General features: G+C 67.0%; 18 protein-coding genes. 6 read left to right on the plus strand and 12 right to left on the minus strand.

The window, feature by feature from the left end:
- Positions 1-141: 141 nt before the first annotated feature.
- Positions 142-1,803: an HNH endonuclease signature motif containing protein gene (locus tag ARTB_RS01220; protein ID WP_243177266.1), complete on the minus strand. Its 1,662-nt coding sequence runs from the start codon at positions 1,801-1,803 to the stop codon at positions 142-144.
- 187 nt (positions 1,804-1,990) lie between these two features.
- On the opposite strand from ARTB_RS01220, the gene ggt reads away from it, so the two are divergent.
- Positions 1,991-3,820, plus strand: a complete 1,830-nt coding sequence (ggt, locus tag ARTB_RS01225) for a gamma-glutamyltransferase (RefSeq protein WP_243177267.1) — start codon at positions 1,991-1,993, stop codon at positions 3,818-3,820.
- A gap of 51 nt (positions 3,821-3,871) precedes the next feature.
- Here the strand turns inward: ggt and ARTB_RS01230 are convergent, their stop codons facing one another.
- Entirely contained in the window at positions 3,872-5,422 is a 1,551-nt protein-coding gene (locus tag ARTB_RS01230; RefSeq protein WP_243177268.1) for a M1 family metallopeptidase, read from the minus strand.
- A gap of 347 nt (positions 5,423-5,769) precedes the next feature.
- Here ARTB_RS01230 and ARTB_RS21710 point away from each other — a divergent pair, with 347 nt between their 5' ends.
- Positions 5,770-6,327: an FtsX-like permease family protein gene (locus ARTB_RS21710; protein WP_308197204.1), complete on the plus strand. Its 558-nt coding sequence runs from the start codon at positions 5,770-5,772 to the stop codon at positions 6,325-6,327.
- Positions 6,328-6,359: 32 nt separating this feature from the next.
- Here ARTB_RS21710 and ARTB_RS01240 read toward each other — a convergent pair whose 3' ends face one another.
- Positions 6,360-6,662, minus strand: a complete 303-nt coding sequence (locus tag ARTB_RS01240; RefSeq protein ID WP_028277900.1) for a DUF4193 domain-containing protein — start codon at positions 6,660-6,662, stop codon at positions 6,360-6,362.
- Positions 6,663-6,824: 162 nt separating this feature from the next.
- Between ARTB_RS01240 and ARTB_RS01245 the strand changes: the two genes are divergently transcribed.
- The gene (locus tag ARTB_RS01245; RefSeq protein WP_243177269.1) at positions 6,825-7,205 is read left to right on the plus strand and encodes a DUF7793 family protein; all 381 of its coding nucleotides are present in this window, start codon (positions 6,825-6,827) and stop codon (positions 7,203-7,205) included.
- A gap of 337 nt (positions 7,206-7,542) precedes the next feature.
- Here ARTB_RS01245 and ARTB_RS01250 read toward each other — a convergent pair whose 3' ends face one another.
- Positions 7,543-8,253 carry a hypothetical protein gene (locus ARTB_RS01250; RefSeq protein ID WP_028277901.1) on the minus strand — a complete coding sequence of 237 codons (711 nt, stop codon included), beginning with the start codon at positions 8,251-8,253 and terminating at the stop codon, positions 7,543-7,545.
- Positions 8,254-8,334: 81 nt separating this feature from the next.
- Between ARTB_RS01250 and ARTB_RS01255 the strand changes: the two genes are divergently transcribed.
- Positions 8,335-8,805, plus strand: coding sequence for a MarR family winged helix-turn-helix transcriptional regulator (locus ARTB_RS01255; RefSeq protein ID WP_223916881.1), 471 nt, complete (start codon positions 8,335-8,337; stop codon positions 8,803-8,805).
- 75 nt (positions 8,806-8,880) lie between these two features.
- Positions 8,881-9,069, plus strand: coding sequence for a hypothetical protein (locus ARTB_RS01260; RefSeq protein WP_043436522.1), 189 nt, complete (start codon positions 8,881-8,883; stop codon positions 9,067-9,069).
- A 65-nt stretch (positions 9,070-9,134) separates the two neighbouring features.
- Here ARTB_RS01260 and ARTB_RS01265 read toward each other — a convergent pair whose 3' ends face one another.
- From ARTB_RS01265 to ARTB_RS01300, 8 genes are all read right to left on the minus strand, one after another.
- Positions 9,135-10,499 carry an MFS transporter gene (locus tag ARTB_RS01265; RefSeq protein WP_243177270.1) on the minus strand — a complete coding sequence of 455 codons (1,365 nt, stop codon included), beginning with the start codon at positions 10,497-10,499 and terminating at the stop codon, positions 9,135-9,137.
- A 175-nt stretch (positions 10,500-10,674) separates the two neighbouring features.
- Positions 10,675-11,379, minus strand: a complete 705-nt coding sequence (locus tag ARTB_RS01270; RefSeq protein WP_243177271.1) for a FadR/GntR family transcriptional regulator — start codon at positions 11,377-11,379, stop codon at positions 10,675-10,677.
- 10 nt (positions 11,380-11,389) lie between these two features.
- Entirely contained in the window at positions 11,390-12,517 is a 1,128-nt protein-coding gene (locus ARTB_RS01275) for an L-talarate/galactarate dehydratase (protein ID WP_028277905.1), read from the minus strand.
- 100 nt (positions 12,518-12,617) lie between these two features.
- On the minus strand, positions 12,618-13,538 hold the full coding sequence (locus tag ARTB_RS01280; protein ID WP_243177272.1) for an AEC family transporter: 921 nt from the start codon (positions 13,536-13,538) through the stop codon (positions 12,618-12,620).
- 185 nt (positions 13,539-13,723) lie between these two features.
- Complete coding sequence (locus ARTB_RS01285; protein ID WP_243177273.1) at positions 13,724-15,052, minus strand: enolase C-terminal domain-like protein; 1,329 nt, start codon at positions 15,050-15,052, stop codon at positions 13,724-13,726.
- A complete protein-coding gene (locus tag ARTB_RS01290) occupies positions 15,049-16,680 on the minus strand; it encodes an aldehyde dehydrogenase (NADP(+)) (protein WP_243177274.1) in 1,632 nt (543 codons plus the stop codon). The genes ARTB_RS01285 and ARTB_RS01290 overlap by 4 nt, the downstream gene beginning before the upstream one ends.
- An 11-nt stretch (positions 16,681-16,691) precedes the next feature.
- Entirely contained in the window at positions 16,692-17,606 is a 915-nt protein-coding gene (kdgD, locus tag ARTB_RS01295; RefSeq protein WP_028277909.1) for a 5-dehydro-4-deoxyglucarate dehydratase, read from the minus strand.
- Between the two features lie 129 nt (positions 17,607-17,735).
- Positions 17,736-18,620 carry a LysR family transcriptional regulator gene (locus tag ARTB_RS01300; protein WP_028277910.1) on the minus strand — a complete coding sequence of 295 codons (885 nt, stop codon included), beginning with the start codon at positions 18,618-18,620 and terminating at the stop codon, positions 17,736-17,738.
- A gap of 142 nt (positions 18,621-18,762) precedes the next feature.
- Between ARTB_RS01300 and ARTB_RS01305 the strand changes: the two genes are divergently transcribed.
- Positions 18,763-19,764 (plus strand): Bug family tripartite tricarboxylate transporter substrate binding protein, encoded by a 1,002-nt coding sequence (locus ARTB_RS01305; protein WP_243177275.1) that lies wholly within the window; start codon positions 18,763-18,765, stop codon positions 19,762-19,764.
- Positions 19,765-19,766: the final 2 nt, after the last annotated feature.

Below are 19,766 nucleotides of genomic sequence, written 5' to 3' on the forward strand. Positions count from 1 at the left end.
GCGTTTTCCTCACTCTGCATTTGCCCCCGCCTGTGCTGGTCACGGCAATTGGTCAACAGGCAAAATCGTAGTCCTGCGCGGGTGTGGCGGACAGGGCCTACAGACGGCAGGCTGATGGCCCGGACATTGACGGTTGGCTTTTCATGTGGGTTGAAGCAGGCGGTATTCCGGCACTGCGTCGGGAAATTGGTGTCCGGCCGTGAATGGGTGCCCGGCGGTGAATTGGTGCCAGTCCGGGAACGGGTCCGGGGGCAGGCCTGCGTCCGGATCCGCGGGCTGGCCTTGATCGGGGCCTGTGTCGGGGTCGGGTTCCGGGCGTGTGTCCGTGGCCTGGATGTGGGGCAGCCAGTCCTCGGGCCAGTGGGGTGGTTCCCAGTCCTGGTGTTCGCTGGGATAGTAGCGTCCGGACGGGGAGGTCCAGCCCGGCGGGTGGTCCCTGCTGGCCCGGTCCGGTGTCCAGGCGGAGGCGTGTTTAAGCCGGTGGTGTTTCGGGCAGGGCTGGCCGAGGTTCGAGATGCCGGTGGTGCCGCCGTCGGCCCAGGCCAGGAGGTGGTCTGCCTCGTTGTCCAGGGAGTGGTTGCCGCAGCCGGGGAACGGGCACCGGCCGTCGCGGAGCCGGAGCCAGTGGCGCTGGGCCGTCGTCAGCCGGTAGTTGGTCCGGCCGATTTCCAGCGGGGCACCGTCCCGCGGGTCGGTCAGGACCCGGGAGAAGGAACCGGCGCCGTCGGCGATCAGGCGGCGGGCCATCGACGGTGGGATCGGACCGTACCCGTCCAGGACGGCCGGTTCGTCGGTGGCGCCGAGCAGGGACAGGACCGGGACGGTGACCAGGACCTGCGCACGCGGGACCGGAACAAGCCCACCTGCACCCGCCCCCGTGCCGCCGTCTGACTGTCCGCCGGTGGTGCCGCGGTCGGCCGTTCCGCCGTTTGTTCCGCCGCCGGGCGTGCCGTTGCTGAGGAGCCAGGTGGCGGTGATGTCGGCGCGGAGCTGGGCGAGGGTCCGGGCCTCGTGCGGGCCCTGGAGGGCGCGGGCGGCGGCGGTGGTCCGGTCCCAGATCCCGGCGGCGGTGTCGGCCGGGAGGTGGGCGGAGAGCCAGGCCATGCCGTCCCGGTCCGGGGTGTACTCGATCCGCCGGTCCGCGACGCTCCTGGTGTGGCGTTCCTCGATGCTGGCGGGGTGGTGGCGTTCGCGCCAGGCGCGGGCCTTGGCCCGGAACCGGGACGGAACGAGGTCCCCCGCGAGGCAGCCGCGGGCAGGGTTGGGCGCTTCGGGGTCCAGGAAGTGCGCCTCGAGCCCGGCCGTACCGGCCGCATCCAGGCTGCTGGTTTCGTCCACGATGGTCCGGGCGTGCTGCCAGGAGATCGTGCCGGCCTGCAGGGCGGCCAGGGTCAGCGGCAGCGCCGTCGTCAGGGCCCGGGATTCGGACAGCAGCGCCCCGGCGGCGCGTTCGCTGACGGTCAGGACACAGGCGACCTCGGCCACCAGTGCCATCGCTTGGGCGGCGCGGTCCCGCGGGGACGGCGCCGGCGGCGCCAGGAACCTGGTTGCCTGCGCGTAGTCGGCGGTCAGCCGCACCCTCAGCGCCGCGGTCCGGGCCTCCAGCCGGGCGACCTCGGCGAGCCCGTCCAGGCAACCGTCCGCCAGCCGCCGCAGCGGATCCGCGTCCGGCGAAGAATCGACGACCGCAGGATTGGCGTCGCTAGCGGCCGATCCGGCCAAGGCGGCAAGAGCGGCAACCGACGCCGCGACGGCTTCCACGGTCGCCCCGCTCTCCGCACTCAACACTGTCCTGCTCTCCACACTCAGATCATCTCAGGAGCCACCGACAATTTTTGATGAAACTGAAGTGACCGAGCACCCGACAGTCCACTTCTGACAGCTGCCGGAAGAGCATCCAATGCCATCGGCGCGAGTGTTGAGTGTCGCACGTCTGCGTAGTAGCGTGACAAGAACCGTCAATACGCGTAACACGGACTCGGGAGCGATCATGGCATATATGACACGGGGGCTGGTGGCTGTCACGGCGGCCCTGGCATTGAGCGTGACGGGTGGCGCCGTCGCCGCCCCTGCGCACGCCGATCCGCGGGAGACCGCAAAGACGTCAACCGCCACCGGCTACGGCGGAGCGGTGAGCACCGTGGATCCGGAGGCATCCGCAGCGGCGATCGAGGTCCTCCGCAAGGGCGGCAACGCAGCGGATGCCGCCGTCGCCGCAGCCGCGACCCTTGGCGTGACTGAGCCGTACAGTGCCGGGATTGGCGGCGGAGGCTACTTCGTGTTCTACGACGCGAAGACCGGCAAGGTGGGCACGATCGACGGCCGCGAGACCGCACCGGCCAGAATGCCGCACGACGCGTTCATCGACCCAGCGACCGGCAAGCCCTTCAATTTCACGCCCGAGCTCGTCACAAGCGGCGTCTCCGTTGGCGTCCCCGGCACCCCGGCTACCTGGGCGCGTGCCCTGGACCGGTGGGGCACGTTGAGCCTCGGCGATGCCCTCAAGCCTGCCATCAAGGTGGCCACCCGTGGATTCGTGGTCGATAAGACGTTCCGCCAGCAGACCCTCGACAACAAAGCCCGGTTCGAGGCGTTTCCCTCGACCAGCAGCCTCTACCTCCCGGGCGGTGACGCCCCCGCCGTCGGCAGTGTCTTCCAGAACCACGACCTCGCCGAGACATACCGGCTCCTCGCGAAAAAGGGCACGGACGGCTTCTACGGCGGGCCGCTTGCGGCCGAGATCGCGGCCACGGTGCAGGCTCCGCCCAAGACTTCCAACACAAAGCTGCCCGTTCCGGCAGGCCACCTGACGACGGCGGATCTCGCCGCATACCGCGCCCTGGATCAGGCGCCCACGCACGTGGACTACCGCGACCTGGACGTCTACGGCATGGCGCCCTCCAGCAGCGGCGGCACCACGGTGGGCGAGGCGCTGAACATCCTGGAGCCGTCCAACCTGTCCGGGATGTCCACGCCGGGCGCCCTGCACCACTACCTCGAGGCCAGCGCGCTTGCCTTCGCGGACCGTGGCAAGTACGTGGGGGACCCCGCGTTCGTGAGCGTTCCCACCGCCGCGCTCACGGACCCGGTGTTCGGCAAGGAGCGCGCCTGCCAGATTGATCCGCTGCACGCGGCAGCGAAGCCGGTTGCGCCGGGGAACGTGTCCGCATACGACGGCGCGTGCCCGGCCGCGGCCGTCGCGCCCGCCGACGAGAAGGACACCGAAAACATCTCGACGACCAACCTGACCGTCGCGGACAAGTGGGGGAACGTGGTCGACTACACGCTCACGATCGAGCAGACCGGAGGGTCCGGCATGGTGGTCCCCGGCCGCGGCTTCCTGCTCAACAACGAGCTGACCGACTTCTCGACCGTCTACGACCCGGCCGACCCGAACCGGATCGAGCCGGGGAAGCGCCCGCGCTCGTCCATGTCGCCGACCATCATCCTCAAGGAGGGCAAGCCGTTCCTCGCCCTCGGCTCGCCCGGCGGATCGACCATCATCACAACCGTCCTGCAGACCATCCTGAACCGGGTGGACCTTGGCATGACCATCTCCGGGGCGATCGCTGCACCGCGTGCCTCGCAACGGAATACGGCCAAGGTCACGGCCGAACCGGAGTTCATCGCCAAGTACGGCAGCCAGCTGGCACCGTTTGGCCATCAGTTCACCCCGTCTGGGGATGCGTTCACCTCGGCAGCGGAGATCGGCGCCGCGACCGCCATCGAGTTCCTGCCTGACGGCGGCATGGTCGCAGCCGCCGAGCCCGTGAGGCGCGGCGGGGGATCGGCGATGGCCGTTAGGGCGTCGCGGAGGTAGGGCGGATGCCGCCTGGCGCGGGTGTCGCGCCAAGCCGGAAGTTCCTCACCACTACCGGAGGGTGCTCCTCGGCGCGAGGTGGGAATGCGTGGGGGCCGGTCCTGGGATCACTTGAGTTTTCGCTGCTGCTGGCTGTGGCATCCCCGGGCGGTCGCCTTTGCGCAGCCAGTCGTCAAAGAACGCGCCGAGCTGCTGGCCGGACGCGTTTTCCATCACGGCTTCGAAGTCTTCCGTCGTCGCCGTCGAGTCGTTGTAGCGGCTCAACCACGTCCGGGTGCCGCTGAGGAATGCCGCGTCGCCGATCTTCGCGCGCAGCGCGTAGAGGGCAGCCGCCCCGCGGAGGTAGACCTGGCCCGCGAACAAGTTGTCACGGCCCGGGTCTGCGATGTTGAGCGCCCAGCGGTTGTTCGCGTCGAGGTATGCCACCGCGTCTCCGAACTGTTCCGGCATCGTGGCCGCGCCTTGGTGCTCGGCCCACAGCCACTCGATGTACGTCGCCCAGCCCTCGTTCAGCCAGATGTCCTGCCAGTCGGACGGGCTCACCGCGTCGCCGAACCACTGGTGCCCGAGTTCGTGCACCACCGTGTATTCGTCCGCAACCTCCGAGTAGACCGGCCGCGTCTGCGTCTCCAGCGCATAGTCGACCGTGTCGTCGTCGACAATTGCGCCGAAGGCCTCGAATGGGTACCGCCCGAACTGGCCGTCAAGGAATGCGATCATCTGCGGCTGCAACGCAAGCGACGCCTTCGTCTCGGCCAGTGCCGCTCCCGTCACGTCCGCGTCGATCGCATTGATGATGGGCAGCCCGTGCGGACCGACGTCGTACGACAGGGCAAAGTCGCCGACGTTCGCCGTCGACAGATAGCTGGCCATCGGGTCCGAGGCCTTCCACGTCCATGTGGTCCATCCCGTCTTCGTCGCCGGCCGGCCGACGGGCAGGCCGTTCGCCACGGCCGTCTTCCCCGCCGGCACCGTAATGCGGAACGTATAGGTCGCCTTGTCTTCAGGGTCGTCATTCACGGGATACCAGGTCGCCGCGCCCTCGGGCTCGTTGACGACCATCGCGCCGTCAGCGGTGGTGACCCAACCGTAGAGCGCTCCGGTGGTGTCGAGCGGCCGGCCGGTGGTTCCGCCGTACTCGATCACGATCGACGTCGTCTGTCCGGCCTTCAGCTTCGGCCGCAGCCCGACCGTGAGTTCCCAGATCCGGTCCGCGTCGTTCTGCACCTGGGACCACTTGGCTGCCTTGCCGTCGACCTGGACCGACGTGACGCCGAGGCCGCGCAGGTCGAAGTTGAGCGACTCCAGGTTCTGCTTCGCACGGACGGTGACAGTCGCGACCCCGCTGAGGCGGCCTGCGAGCACCGCGGGATTGGTCGGTGGCGTATAGCGGAGGGCGAGGTCGTAGTGCAGGACGTCATAGCCGCCGTTGCCGGCGAACGGGAAATACGCGTCCCCGCTGCCGGGAGCGCCCGCCGTGTAATGGGGGTTGTCGTGGCTGGGCGCGGCCTGCGCGGCCCCGCTGATTGCGCCGACGCCGGCCACCGCCAGGACGAGGATGACCGCTGTCCATCGCAGGAGCCCTCTGAAGTGCTGCCTCATCACCCATTTCCTCCATCCAGGTCTCGGGATGTCCATTTGGGTGAAACAGCAGAACCGTCGTCCCGAACGGAAACCGCCTCGGTCTGAGAAGTCATGACCGCGCCCCCAATGCAGTTGTGGAATGTCGCCCATGATCCCCACCGCAACTTGGGAAAACCTTTATACCTGTCCAAGTTGAGGCCGTCAGGCCCACGGAAGCCTGCCGATGCGCTGGACTCGGACTATGCACTGAGTGTGCTGCAGGTGCTGATGTGCGACTACGGCCTCTTCCACATCGAGGCTGACCTGCGCTGGATCGAGCTGACCAGTGCCCGGCTGACCCAACTCAAAAAGGAGCTCCAGAGCGCATGGGCACGATCGACACCACTGCACCCATCCTCAGCGCCCGCGGTGTCCGCCACGCGTTCGGACAGACCGAGGCGCTGCGCGGTATCGACGTCGACGTTCACGCCGGTGAGGTACTCGCGGTCATGGGCCCGTCGGGGTCGGGTAAGTCCACCCTGCTGCACTGCCTGGCCGGCATCCTTGCCCTGGACGGCACCTTCGTCGCCGTCGTCATCGCCGGCATTTCGCTGGCCGTGTCCACGGCTGCCGCGATGCTGGACCGAAAACGCGTGCTGGGCCTGATGCGGCTGATGGGCATGCCCGTTGAAGTTGTTCGCGGGGTCATCGCAAGAGAGGCCGCGGTTCCCCTTGTGGCAGTGCTTCTGCTGTCAGCCGGGCTCGGATTCGTCGTGGCCTGGCTGATGGTTATCTCATTTGGCGGGGGCCGGACCATCACCTGGCCCGGCCCCGTATACTACGCCGCCCTGTCCTTCAGCATCCTGCTCGCACTGGCCGCAGTGACAGCTGCCTTCGGACTGGTCCGTTCCAGCACCGCTATCCCGGCCACCCGATTCGAGTAGGACCATAGACCTGGCTTTGGGCCTTCCCGCTTTTAGCCCTCGCAGTCCGTGCAGTAGATATCGGTGCCGGACTGCCGGGCGATCTGGGAACGGTGCCGGACCAGGAAACAGGAACTGCAGGTGAACTCGTCGTCGGCCTGCGGGATGACCTGGACAATCAGCTCTTCGGCGATGAACTCGCCGCCGGGGACTCCGGCCCCGTCCAGCCCGTCGGCCTCGTCCAGTTCCTGGACGACGCTGCGGGCGTCCGGTGCGTTGGCGGACTGGAGTGCTTCCAGGGAGTTTTCCTGGGTTTCCTTAACGTCCGAGCGGACTTCGTCGTAATCGGTTGCCACGTGGCTTGTTCTCTTTCTCGAGTCTTTACTAGGCTAAGTGCAACGTACGGCACCCCGCGGTTGTTCCGCAGGCGGGGCCAGAATCCACGCCGTGCGGCATTGCCGGCCACACCATGGGCGCGGTGCCGGGCGCCGCCGCAGTTCGGGCCTAGGATCAACGGCATGATGCAGGGACCAATCGACGCCGCCGACGGGAAGAACTCGCTCAGCGTCGATGCTGGGATACTCGAGAGCGTCTGGCGCCCGGGTTCCTTTGTGGACGCCGAAGATGCCAGGGACGCCATGCTTGCCGTGGACCGGATCAGTGGCGGGACGCCGATGCCAATGCTCTCCGAGATGACCGACATGGTGTTCAGCGCGGCGGCCAGATACCAATTCGCACAGAGCAGGGGCGTGGTGGCCATCGCGGTCCTCGGATCCAGCACAGTCGACAGGGTGATCGCTTCCGCCACGAGCCGGGAGACCAAGTACCCGCACGAGTTCTTTACATCCAGGACCGACGCAATCGCATGGCTGAAGGAAGTCATCCAGAGCCGCGATTAGGAATTGCCACAGGGCCTGGCGCCGCATTCAAATCTGTCCCCGATCCGAGACAGACCGGTCTTTCCCGTTGTAAAGTGTCTTCACGGTTTTCCGCCCCGCTGGCTCCAGGAAGGTATGCAGGGCTCTCGGGATCGTGGCCGGTTGAAGGGGCGGCGGAAACGCCCGCACAGCCCTCGACATCAGGCGCCGGACGGTCGCCCGGGCGCCGTTCAGCCGCCCGTCAACCCCTGCTGCATCATCGTCCCATCGAGCGCGTGCGCTATGGCCGCGCGGACGCGGGCGTGCTCGGAGGCCTTTCCGGGGAGGGAGCCTAGACCGGGCGGCCAGCTCGACAGGCTCAGGGTTCGCGTCGATTCGCGGCAGCCCGGCTCCGCGGCAACAGGAATCCGACGGCAACAAGCCAGAGCAGGCCGCCGAACCGCCCGACGGGCAGCAGGAACTGGAGCGGCTCGATCACCATGGAGAGGAAACTCAGTTCGGACAGGGCGGCGATGACCAGGCCGGCCCAGGCCAGCCAGCGCGGCACGAAGCGCAGGATGAGGGCGGGGACGGCGATTCCGGCGATGAGGAGTCCCAAGCCGACCACATAGGCGACGCCGCCCGTGATGAATGCGAGAAACGACAATGCATGGGTCAATGGCACATCGGTGGTGATTTCCGGGCGGCTCAGGACCCACCCCACGGCGGCCGAGAGCATGAGGAACACCGAGGCGGCAATGCCGCCAAAGAAGCCGATTGCGGGCCCGGGGACGCGCACGCCAAGCCGGAGCTGCCGGGCGTAAACGGTGGCCGCAAAGATGCCGAGCGGGACCGCTGAGCCGAATTGGAACAGGCTGGCGAGCCGCACGGCGTCGGTGTTCCCGTGAAAATATGCCGCGACCTGGCCGGCGGGGGAGAAGGGCGAGACGTAGGCCTGCCCGTTGGTGAGGATCGCGCTGCTGAGCAGGGCCGCGATCGTGAGTCCCAGACTCACGGCCGCCAGGATGCCCGGGTTGGGGCCGCCGGATCGGGTCGAGGGAGCAGTGTGGTGGGAGGACAGGTCAGTCATGATGGCTTCTTTCCGATAATTACGTCACAACTAAAATGATTCACCTGTTGAATGATTCTGTCAATGGCGTAATATTGGGGCATGGACTCACCGGATCCGCCGCGGCCGAAACGAACCGCTTTCCTGCTGTCCCAGCTCGGGGCGCTGGCATCGGCACGCTTCGCCGAGCGCACGCGCGAACTCGGCCTGACCCCAAGCGACGCGGGTGTCCTCCGCCTGCTCGGCCGCAGCCCCGGACTGAGCCAGCGGTCCCTGGCCGACCGCCTGGGGGCGGTGCCGAGCCGCGTGGTTCCCCTCATCGACTCGCTGGAAACGCGAGGGCTGGTGGCCCGCGTGCGCAGCAGCGCCGACCGGCGGAACTACGAGCTCCGGCTGACGGCCGAGGGCACGAAGGTTCTCGGGGCACTGCGCGGAATCGCCGAACGGCACGAGGCCGAACTCCTGGCCCCGCTCACCAGCGAACAGTCTGCGCAGCTGGGTATCCTGCTGGCCAGGTTGGCCAGCGCCCATGCCCTCGACACGGACCTGCATCGGGACACGAGGCCGGAATGAACCCGGCGTGCCGGCCGGTTCTTCGGCGCAATAGCCGTCCTTTTCAGCCGGCGGGCAGTGTGGGATCATCCCGGTATGGGCGAAAATACTGAACCGCGGGTGAGCTTGCCCTCCGGCCCCGAGCGCCTGAAGGGCACGCATCACCGCGACGTTGATGGCTACGGAAATCCGATCACGCAGCAGCTGCGCATCATCGGTCAGCGGCGCCGCGAAGCCGAAGAAAAGCTCGACCGGCACCTGCAGGACGCACGCAAGAGCCACTGAGCGCGGCATGGGCGATGGAAAAGGCAGGCGCCCGTCGGGCGCCTGCCTGTCCTTTCCGTGCCCGTCTACTTGGCGGCCACGGCGAACGCCGGCGCCTCCTCGGGTGCAGCCACGTGCCCTGCCGCGGCCTCGGACTTGCGCTCCTTGAGGAAGTAGACAAGGCCGGCGGCGATTGTCGATGCCGCTGCGAGGGCGAAGAGCCCCGGGATGACGCTGCCGGTCTGCTCCTTGATGATGCCGAAACCAAACGGCGCCACGAAGCCACCGAGGTTGCCCAGGGAGTTGATGATGGCAATGGCCGGCGCGAGGATGAGGGGGTGCAGGCCTGACTGGGGGATGGTCCAGAACAACGGTGACGCGCTCTTGAATCCCATGGCGGCGATGGCCAGGAACACGAGGGCCAGGACCGGGGAGGCGACGGCGGCTGCGAGCGTGCCGACGGCGGCGACCAGGAGCGCAGCGACGAGGAGGGGCCGCTTGGACTTGGCCTTGTCCTGCCACTTGGCGGCGAAGTACATGGCAATCACGGCGCAGACCCAGGGGATGGCGGAGAGGAATCCGACGCTCAGGTCCGTGGTCCCCGGGATCTGCTTGACGATGCTGGGCAGCCAGAACGTGTTGGCGTAGATGGAGAGCTGCACGGAGAAATAGATGCCGCAAAGGAGGAGGATCTGGGGGTTCAGGAGCATCTTCCAGCGGTTGATCTTCCCGCTGGGATTCCCGCCTGAGGCGGGGGCGTGCTGGGCGTCCTCGTCCGCAATCGCCCCGGTGAGGGCAAACTTCTCGCCCGCTGTCAGCCATGTTGCGTCCGCTATCTTGGCGTCAAGGACAAAGAACACCGCAATGCCGACAACCACGGAAAGCAACCCCTCGAAGCCGAACAGCCACTGCCAGCCGCGGTATCCCAGGACGTCGTTGAGGCTGAGCAGCATTCCGGCGATCGGGCCGGAGAGCGCCGCGGCGACCGAGGAACCGGCGATGAAGATCGCTGTTGCTTTGCCCCGTTGCCCGGCCGGCACCCAGCGGGCGAAGTAGAAGATGACGGCGGGGAAGAAGCCGGCTTCTGCGGCGCCGAGGAGGAACCGCAGGGCATAGAACATGGTCTCGTTCTGCACGAACACCATCAGAAAAGAGACGATGCCCCAGCTGATCATGATCCTGGCCAGCCAGACCTTGGCGCCGTACCTCTCCATCATCACGTTGCTGGGCAGTTCGAAGATTGCGTATGCGATGAAGAACAGCCCGGCCCCGAACCCGTAGGCGGCGGCGCCGATGCCGACATCCGCGTGCAGATGCTCCTGGGCATAGCCGATGTTGGACCGGTTGAGCTGGTTGCAGACCAACATGACGAGCATGATGGGCAGCACCCGCTTGAAGAACTTTTTCGTGGCCAAGGCCACGTCCGTGACAGCGTTGTCGACAGACTGCATGGAGATTTCCTTTGAATTGGCGAAGCTGGTCGGCCGGGGCGGGCAGTTTATTGTGGCCCTTGCCACAGCGATTCTTCACTTTATTCGGCGGCGGTAATGCCCGTCCAACACATTAATTGCATCGATGGATACCTTGAGGGACTGGAAGTCCCCGCCCGATGTCCGGGCCCTGGGGTCAGCCGTGGCCGGGAGCGGCGGCGCGCAGCCGCCGTCGGGAATTTGCCAGATGGCTCCGCATCGCCGCTGACGACGACGGTCCGTCGCCCTCCGCGATGGCGGCGACGATTGATTCGTGTTCCTGCACCACTTGGTCGAAATGCCCGCGCGCATCAGGCTCGCCGCTGCCCACGAGCCGGCCGCGGGGCATCGCGATCATGGTCGGCCCCAGGGATGCGAGGCAGTCGGAGTAAAAGGGGTTTCCGGAGGCTGCGGCAATGGCCCGGTGGAACTCGTAGTCAGCCTTCATGGCGTGTCCCGGGTGGGCCGCGCTGTCCACGAAGTCTTCAAAAGCCTTCCGGACAGCGTTCAGCTGCCGGTCTGTGTGGTTCCGGGCGGCGAGGGCCGCAGCCTCGGACTCCACCGCGATGCGGAACTCCAGCTGCCACAGGCGGTCTTCCAGGCTGGCCACGGGGCGGCTGCCGGCCGCCTGCTGCGGGCCGTCCGGCGGCGGGGTCAGCGCGAAGCTGCCCCGCCCGCGTTCGGTTTCCACGAGCCCCTCAGCCTGCAGCCGGGTCAGTGCCGAACGGACCACGGTCCGGCTGACGCCGAATTCGCTGATCAAGGTGTTTTCGCTGGGCAGCTTCGCGCCCGGCGCAATGACGCCGTCGACGATGCGGCGTCGAAGATCGCTCGCGAGGTCCGCGGTCAGGTTCCGGCTCATGGCTTCAAGGTTACTTGCCGAATTCCACAGATTCTGTGGTCCAGGCGCGCGCCTGCTCGCTGAGGGAGATGCCCAGCCCGGGGCGGTCCGGGACCAGCATGCGGCCGTTCTTGGTTTCGAGGCGCTCGTTGAACAGCGGATCGAGCCAGTCGAAGTGTTCCACCCAGGGCTCGCGCGGGTAGGCGGCGGCGAGGTGGAGGTGGATTTCCATGGCGAAGTGCGGGGCGAGGCCGAGTCCGCGCTCGTCGGCCAGGGCGGCCAGGCGCAGGAATTGGGTGATACCGCCGACGCGCGGGGCATCAGGCTGGATGATGTCACAGCCGTTGGCGCTGATCAGGCCCTTGTGCTCCGCGACCGAGGCCAGCATCTCGCCCGTGGCGATGGGGGTGTCCAGGGCGCGGGCGAGGTCCGCGTGGCCTTCGAAGTCGTACGCGTCAAGCGGTTCCTCGATCCAGACGAGGTTGAATTCTTCCAGCCGGCGGCCCATCCGCAGTGCGGTGGCGCGGTCCCACTGCTGGTTGGCGTCCACCATGAGTGGGACGTCCCAGCCAATGTGCTCGCGGATGCCGGCGACGCGGCGCAGGTCCTCGGCGGTGTCTGGAAGGCCGACCTTGATCTTGATGCCGCCGATGCCTTCGTCCAGCAGGACGGTGGCGCGGGCCTTGACCTCGGCCAGGGAGGCGTTGAGGAAGCCGCCTGACGTGTTGTAGGTCTGCACGGAGTCACGGTAGGCGCCCAGGAACTTGGCCAGCGGCAGGCCGGCGCGCTTGGCCTTGAGGTCGTAGAGCGCGATGTCGATTGCGGCCAGCGCCTGGGTGGCCACTCCGGAGCGGCCCACGGACGCACCGGCCCAGAGAAGTTTGGTGTAGAGCCGGCCGATGTCGTTCGGGTCCTCGCCGATGATGCCTTCGGCGACTTCCTTGGCGTGGGCGTACTGAGCCGGCCCGCCGGCGCGCTTGGAGTAGCTGAACCCGATTCCGCTGTGGCCCTGTTCGGTGGTGATTTCGGCGAAAAGGAACACGACCTCGGTCATCGGCTTCTGGCGTCCGGTGAACACTTTCGCGTCACTGATCGGAACGGCGAGTGGAAGCCTGGCCGTGGACAGCTTTACATGGCGGATGAGATCAACGCTGGTCATGGTTCTCCCTGAAGTTCCTGCGAGGCAACTCCGCCTCGCTCAACTTAGGCTACAAGTTACTTACTTGTATAACAAGTGCTGGGAGAGTGTTTCGCCTCAGTCAGCCAAGCAGCCAGGCGATGACCAGCAAAGAGCCGGCGCAGAGCAGGGTGGTGCACAGGATGACGTCCCGGGCAACGATCACGCCGCGCTGGTACGGGGAGGCGAAGAGGAAGACATTCTGGGCCGTGGGCAGCGCGCCCATGATCACGATGGCCAGCAGGTGCTGCCCCTCGAGGCCGAAGACGAAGCGGCCCAGCGCCCAGACGATCACGGGCATGCCTGCGATCTTCAGGAAGGTGGCGACGAGCGATTCAGTGCGCCCGTCGCCCTTTTGCAGCGGGGCCTTGCCGGCCAGGGACAGTCCGAAGGCCAGCAGCACCATGGGGACGGCGCCGCCGGCGAGCATGTCGACGGGTTTCAGCAGCAGTTCCGGAACTCTCCAGCCGGTCAGTGCGACCGCCGCGCCCAGGCCGGAGGCGATGATCGTGGGGTTGGCTAAGGGCTGCAGCAGCATTTTCCGCCAAGAGATCCTGGACCCCGATGCGACACCCAGCAGGGTCAAATAGACCGGCGCCAGGACGAGTATCTGTGCCAACAGGACGGGAGCCACGTGCTGGGCCGTTCCCACGGCGTAGAGGGAGACGGGGATCCCGATGTTGTTGGCGTTCGCGTAGCTGCTGGCCATCGCGCCGACGGCTGTCTCTGCCACCGGCCGGCGGAAGAACAGGACACTCAGCAGGGAATAGAGCAGCCCCACGGCCGCCGCGGAAAGCAGCGCCAGCGGGGCATCAGTTCCGAGCGCGGCCCGGATATCGCTGCCGGCCACCACCGTGAACAGCAGTGCCGGGTTGGTGATGTAATACGCCGTGCGGGTCAGGGCGCCCTGGACTTCCGGTCCGAGGATCCGCAGCCGGGCCGAGAGATATCCGACGGCGATGACGGAGGCGACGATCAGTATGCCGGTGAGAACGCCGCCCAAGATTGGTCCTTCGTGTCGGGTGCCTGCGACCAGGGGAGCCGGAAGCGGGATGCCGCACGGCCGAACCCTCTCCTGCGCAAGGAGAGCCGGCCGTGCGGCAGCGGTGGGGATCCGCCTCAGGGATGCTGCCCGGCGGACAGTCCCTAGCGAACAGACCCTAGTGAGCAGTCCCTATCGAGCAGTCTCTATCGAATCAGGCAGGGCCGTTTGGGGTCGAAGGACCAGCCGTCAATGTAGTACTGCATGCCGATGCTGTCGTCGCGGGCGTCGAGGCCGTGTTCCAGGTACAGCTGGTGTGCCTTGTCCAGAGCGGCGCGGTCCAGCTCGATTCCGAGGCCCGGAGCGTCCGGAACCCTGATCGCACCTTCCTTGATCTGCAGTGGTTCCTTGGTGAGCCCCTGGCCGTCCTGCCAGATCCAATGCGTGTCCAGCGCCGTGATTTCTCCCGGGGCGGCCGCCCCGGTGTGGGTGAACATGGCGAGCGAGATGTCGAAGTGGTTGTTCGAGTGCGATCCCCAGGTCAGGCCGAATTCGGCGCACATCTGGGCCACCCGGACGGAACCGTGCATGGTCCAGAAATGCGGGTCCGCGAGGGGGATGTCCACGGCGTTGCTGCGGATGGCATGGGACATTTCGCGCCAGTCCGTCGCGATCATGTTCGTCGCGGTCTTCAGCCCGGTGGCGCGGCGGAATTCGGCCATGACCTCGCGTCCGGAGAAGCGGCCTTCCGCGCCGCAGGGGTCCTCGGCGTAGGCCACAATGCCCTGCATGCGTTGGCCCAGCCGGACGGCCTCCTCCAGGAGCCAGGCGCCGTTGGGATCAAGGGTGATCCTGGCCTCCGGGAAACGCCTGGCCAAGGCCGTCACCACATCCACCTCGGCGTCGCCGGAGAGCACGCCGCCCTTGAGCTTGAAGTCGCTGAATCCGTAGCGTTCCTGGGCGGCTTCGGCCAGGGCCACCACGGCCTCCGGTGTCATGGCCTCCTGCCGGCGGAGCTTTTCCCACCGGTCCGCCGGCGCGTCCTCCACCAGGTACGGCAAATCCGTTCGGCCGGGGTCGCCGATGAAGAACAGATAACCGAGCATGGGCACCGAGCTGCGCTGCTGGCCGTCGCCGAGCAGTTCCGCGACGGGGACGCCGAGGAACTGACCGTGCAGGTCAAGGAGGGCGGATTCGATCGCGGTGACGGCATGGACGGTGGTGCGCAGGTCAAAGGTCTGCAGGCCGCGGCCGCCGGCGTCGCGGTCGGCGAACTTCGCCGCGACGTCCCGGAGCAGGGAGCGGTAGCGGGCCACCGGCTGGCCGGCCAGGAAGATGCCGGCTTCCTCGATGGTGGCGCGGATCTTTTCCCCGCCCGGCACTTCGCCGAGTCCGGTGCGGCCATTCGAATCGGTGATAAGAACGATGTTGCGGGTGAAGAACGGGCCGTGCGCGCCGCTGAGGTTCATCAGCATGCTGTCGTGCCCGGCAACGGGGACCACTTCAACGTGGGCAATGGTGGGCCGCGTGCTCACGCGTTGACCTCTGCTTTCTCTGTTGCTGCCTCTTCTGCTGCGGAGGCTTGAACGACGCCGTCGATCCGGCGGTTCAGCCGCCACGGGTTGGGGTCCTGCAGCGGCGCCGGGAGCAGTTCCTGTGGCAGGTTCTGGTAGGCGACGGGGCGCAGGAACCGGCTGATTGCCAATGTACCCACGGACGTGGTCCGGGTGTCGGATGTGGCGGGGAACGGGCCGCCGTGCACCATGGCGTGGCCAACTTCGACGCCGGTCGGCCAGCCGTTGACGATGATCCGGCCGACCTTTTGCTCCAACACCGGGATGAGGGGGGCAGCGGCGCGGTAGTCCGACTCGGTCAGTTGCAGGGAGGCCGTGAGCTGGCCTTCGAGCCGCTGGGCGGCGTCAACGAGCTCCTCGGTGGTGGAGTAGCGGATCATCAGGCTGGCGGCGCCGAAGATTTCCTGGTGCAGGACGGGGTTGGCCACGAACTCGGCGACAGACGTGCCGAAGATGGCCGGAGCTGGGGCGTTCTTCGTCGCCCCGTCGGCGCCCTGGCCGACGACGCTGACGTTCCCGGCGGAACCCAGTGCATCGGCTCCGGCGTGCCAGGACCCGGCGATGCCTTCGGTCAGCATGGTCTGCCCGGCGCATGAGGACACGGCCCGGCCGACGGCGGCGCCAAAGGCGTCGCCGGCCGCGCCGGCGGGGGCGAACAGGAGGCCGGGGGAGGTGCACAGCTGCCCGGAGCTGCCGGTGACGGCGGCAACGTACTGCCGCGCGAGAACGCTGATTTCTTCGGCGTTGCCGTCGAGGGCGCCGGGGAAGACGAACACCGGGTTGAGCGAGGACATTTCCGCATAGACGGGAATGGGTTCGGGCCGGGCGGCGGCGGTGCGCATCAGGGCGATGCCGGCGGACTGCGATCCGGTGAAGCCGACGGCCTTGATGGCTGGATCGGCGACGAGCGCCTGGCCGATGCTGGTGCCCGGACCGTAGATCAGCGAGAACACGCCCGGGTGCAGCCCGGTGTCGCGGACGGCCTTGGCGATGGCCTGGCCGACGAGTTCGCCGGTGCCCGGATGCGCATTGTGGGCCTTGAAGACCACGGGGCAGCCGGCGGCGAGGGCGGAGGCGGTGTCGCCGCCCGCCGTCGAGAAGGCCAGCGGGAAGTTGCTCGCACCAAAAACGGCGACGGGACCAAGCGGGATCTGCCGCTGCCGGATGTCCGCCCGCGGCAGCGGAGCGCGGTCAGGCAGCGCCGGGTCGATCCGGACCCCGCGGTAATCCCCTTGGCGTACGACGCCGGCGAAGAGCCGGAGCTGGCCGGTGGTGCGCGCCCGCTCGCCCTGGAGCCTGGCGGCCGGTAGTCCGGTCTCGAGGCCCGCTCGGGTGATGAGTTCCTCGCCAATCGCCTCGATGTTCCCGGCAATGGCCTCAAGGAACCGGGCGTGGGTTTCCGGGTCGAGCGTGCTGAAGGAGGGGTAGGCCGCGGCGGCCGCTGCGGTGGCGTCCTTCAGCTGTTCCCCGGTGAGCAGCGTGTAGCCGGGTTCGAGCCGTTCGTTCGTGGCGGGATTGAAGGCGTACGCCGTCGCGCCGTCCCCGGCGACGGCCTGGCCGGCAATGAGTGAGCGTCCGGTGAGTGTCACGGTGCATCCTCCTAGGAAACGGTGGCGATAAGGGACTTGAGGTCTGCGAGGTCCTGGGGCGCCAGGTTCTGCAGCGGCGGGCGGACCCCGCCGGCGGAGCGGCCAATCGCGGCCAATCCGCCCTTGACGATCGAGACGGAGTAGCCCTTCACCCGGTCGCGGATGTCCAGGTAGGGGATCACGAACTCGTTCAGCTTCTTGTTCACGGCCACCCGGTCGTGGTTGCGGACATCCTGGTAGAAGTCCAGCGCAAACTGCGGCACGAAGTTGTACATGGCGCTGGAATAGGTGCTCATGCCCAGCTGCAGCAGCGGGAGGGCGAACGTCTCGGCCGTGGGGAGGCCGCCGAGGTAGAACAGGCGGTCGCCGAGCTTGGCGTAGACCCGGGCGTCGTGTTCGAGGTCTCCGACTCCATCCTTGAAGCCGATCAGGTTCTGGTGGCGGTCGGCCAGGGTGGCGACGGTGGTGTCCTTGTAGATCGCGTTCGCACGGTTGTAGATGATGACACCGAGGGAGGTGGACCGGCAGATGGCGCTGACGTGGTCGATCAGGCCGCCCTGGTCCGCCTCGGTGAGGTAGGGCGGGAGCAGCAGGATGCCGTCGGCGCCGGCGGCCTCGGCGGCGCGGGCGTTTTCGATGGCCTGGGCGGTGGAGCCGCCGGCGGAGGCCAGGACCGGGACGATGCTGCCGACTTCCCCGACGGCGGCGCGGACGACGCGCTCGGACTCGGCCGGGGTCAGTGAGAAGCCCTCCCCGGTTCCGCCGGCCGCGAAGAGTCCGGCGACCGGGAAGCTGGCCTGCCAGGCGAGGTGTTTGCGGTAGTTCTCTTCGTCGAACTGGAGCTGTTCGTCGAACGAGGTGACGGGGAAGGAGAGCAGGCCGTCCTTGAGGACGTTGGCCAGTTCCTGGGGTGCGTATTTTGCCACGGTGGGGTCCTCCGGGTATGCGCCGAGTCGGCGGGGAAGTGCGGTTCCCCTTCAGACTAGGTTTGCCGCCTCATGCCTGTCCAAGTGCATTATTGAATGCATTGATACCTTCAGTGCATTGTGGCGACCTTAGTCCAGCTGGAAGTCCAGGGCGCCGAGCAGCCGCGACAGGGCGGGATTGCTCACTTTACGGCTCCAGATGGCATGGAGCTCCACGGGTTCGCCGTGGCTGCTGGCCAGCGGGAGGAATTCGACCCCCTGGATGCCCAGCGCTGTGGCGGACCGGGGCACAAAGGCGACTCCGCGTTTGGCCGCCACCAGCGAGACCATGGTGAGGATCTGGCTGACCGTGTGGACCACGTTGCCGTGCTGCACCGGCAGCATGCGGATCACGAGGTCGTAGAAGTACCGGGCCTGCAGTGGCGAATGCATGATGAGGGCCTCGTCCTTGAGGTCCTCGTTCCCGACAATGCCGCCGCGGCGGGCCAGGGGATGGCCGGCCGGAACGGCCACCATCATGGATTCGCGGTAAAGAAGCCGCGAATCAAAAACGTCTTTGTCGAAGGGCGGACGTGCCAGCCCCAGGTCCAGTTCTCCCGTTTCCAGGGCCTGGATCTGTTCACCGGTCACCATTTCCTGCAGGTCGACGTCGACGTCGGGAAGGATCGCCGAAATCTCCTCCAGCAGGGGCCCCAAGATACTGAACCCGCTGGCCGCGGTGAAACCGATTCGCAGAAGGCCGGAGCGGCCCGATGCGATCCGGCGGGCGGTGACAGGGGCGCGTTCGGCGAGGGCCAGCAACCGCCTGGCTTCCTCCAGGAAGGCGGTTCCCGCCGGGGTCAGCTGGACCTTCCGGTTGTCCCGTTCCAGCAGCTCGGCGCCGACGGCCTTCTCCAGCTTTTGGATCTGCCGGCTCAGCGGAGGCTGGGTCATGTTCAGGCGTTCCGCCGCGCGGCCGAAGTGAAGCTCTTCTGCCACCGCGATGAATCCGGCCAGCTGGTCAAAGGTAAACATGATGCCTTCCCGGTATCACTCGATGCATATTTGGGCTTAGACATGCATCATAGCCGCTCCCTACACTCGACACAGCGAACCGGCAGTGACGCGGTTCACATGCTTCCGGGGCGCTGGCCCTGATCATCAATGAGGAGTTTCAATGATGCACTTCCCTTCGCGCCGCACCGTACTTGGAGCGGCATCCGCCGTCACGCTCTTGGCGCTGACGGCCTGCGGCAATGTTGCCGGCGGCAGTACCGATTCTTCAAAATATCCGAACGGGCCCGTAAGCCTCACCGTGGGCCAGGCCGCCGGCGGCAGCACCGACTTGATTGCCCGCGCCATCTCCGAGGGCGCTTCCAAAACCCTCGGCGCCCCGATGCCTGTGGTGAACAAGCCAGGGGCCAACGGCGCCTTGGCCACAAAGGAAGTTGCCGGCAAGCCCGCCGACGGCCAGAACCTCCTTCTGGTCACCGCGTCCCTGATCACGATCACCCCGCTTGCGGTCACCGCGGATGAGGCCGTCAGCATCGACGACCTGGACATCATTGCCGGCCTGTCGCAGGACGACTACGTGCTGGTCGCCAGCAAGGCCTCCGGCTTCAACAGCATCAAGGACCTGACCGGAGCAGGGCGCAATATCACGTTCGGCACCACCGGCGTGGGCACCGGCAGCCAGCTGGCACAGACCGTCCTGTTCAAGCAGGCCGGCATCAAGGGCACCGATGTACCGTTCGACAGCGGCAAGCCAGCCCTCACCGCGGTCCTCGGCAACCAGGTAGAAGTGTCCACCATCCAGCTCGGCGAAGCCATGCCGCAGATCAAGGCCGGAAAGGTCACACCGCTGCTCGTCTTTTCGGAGGAGCGGAACTCCTTCCTCCCGGATGTGCCTACGGCCAAGGAATCCGGTTACGACGTTCCCGTGGCGCAGTATCGCGCCGTCGCCGCTCCCAAAGGAACGCCCAAGGACGTGAAGGACAAGCTGCTCGCTGCCATCAAGGAGACCTTCAAGTCCGATTCCTACAAGGAATTCAACAAGAAGAACATGCTGACCCCGAAGGAAATCTCCGGCGAGGAAGTTGTCACCCAGTGGAAGGACTACGCCGCCAAGTACAAGTCGCTGGTGGAGAAGTACGACATCAGCCTCAGCGGAACGAAGTGATC

The organism is Arthrobacter humicola, from assembly GCF_022803015.1.
Taxonomy (GTDB): Bacteria; Actinomycetota; Actinomycetes; order Actinomycetales; family Micrococcaceae; genus Arthrobacter; species Arthrobacter humicola_A.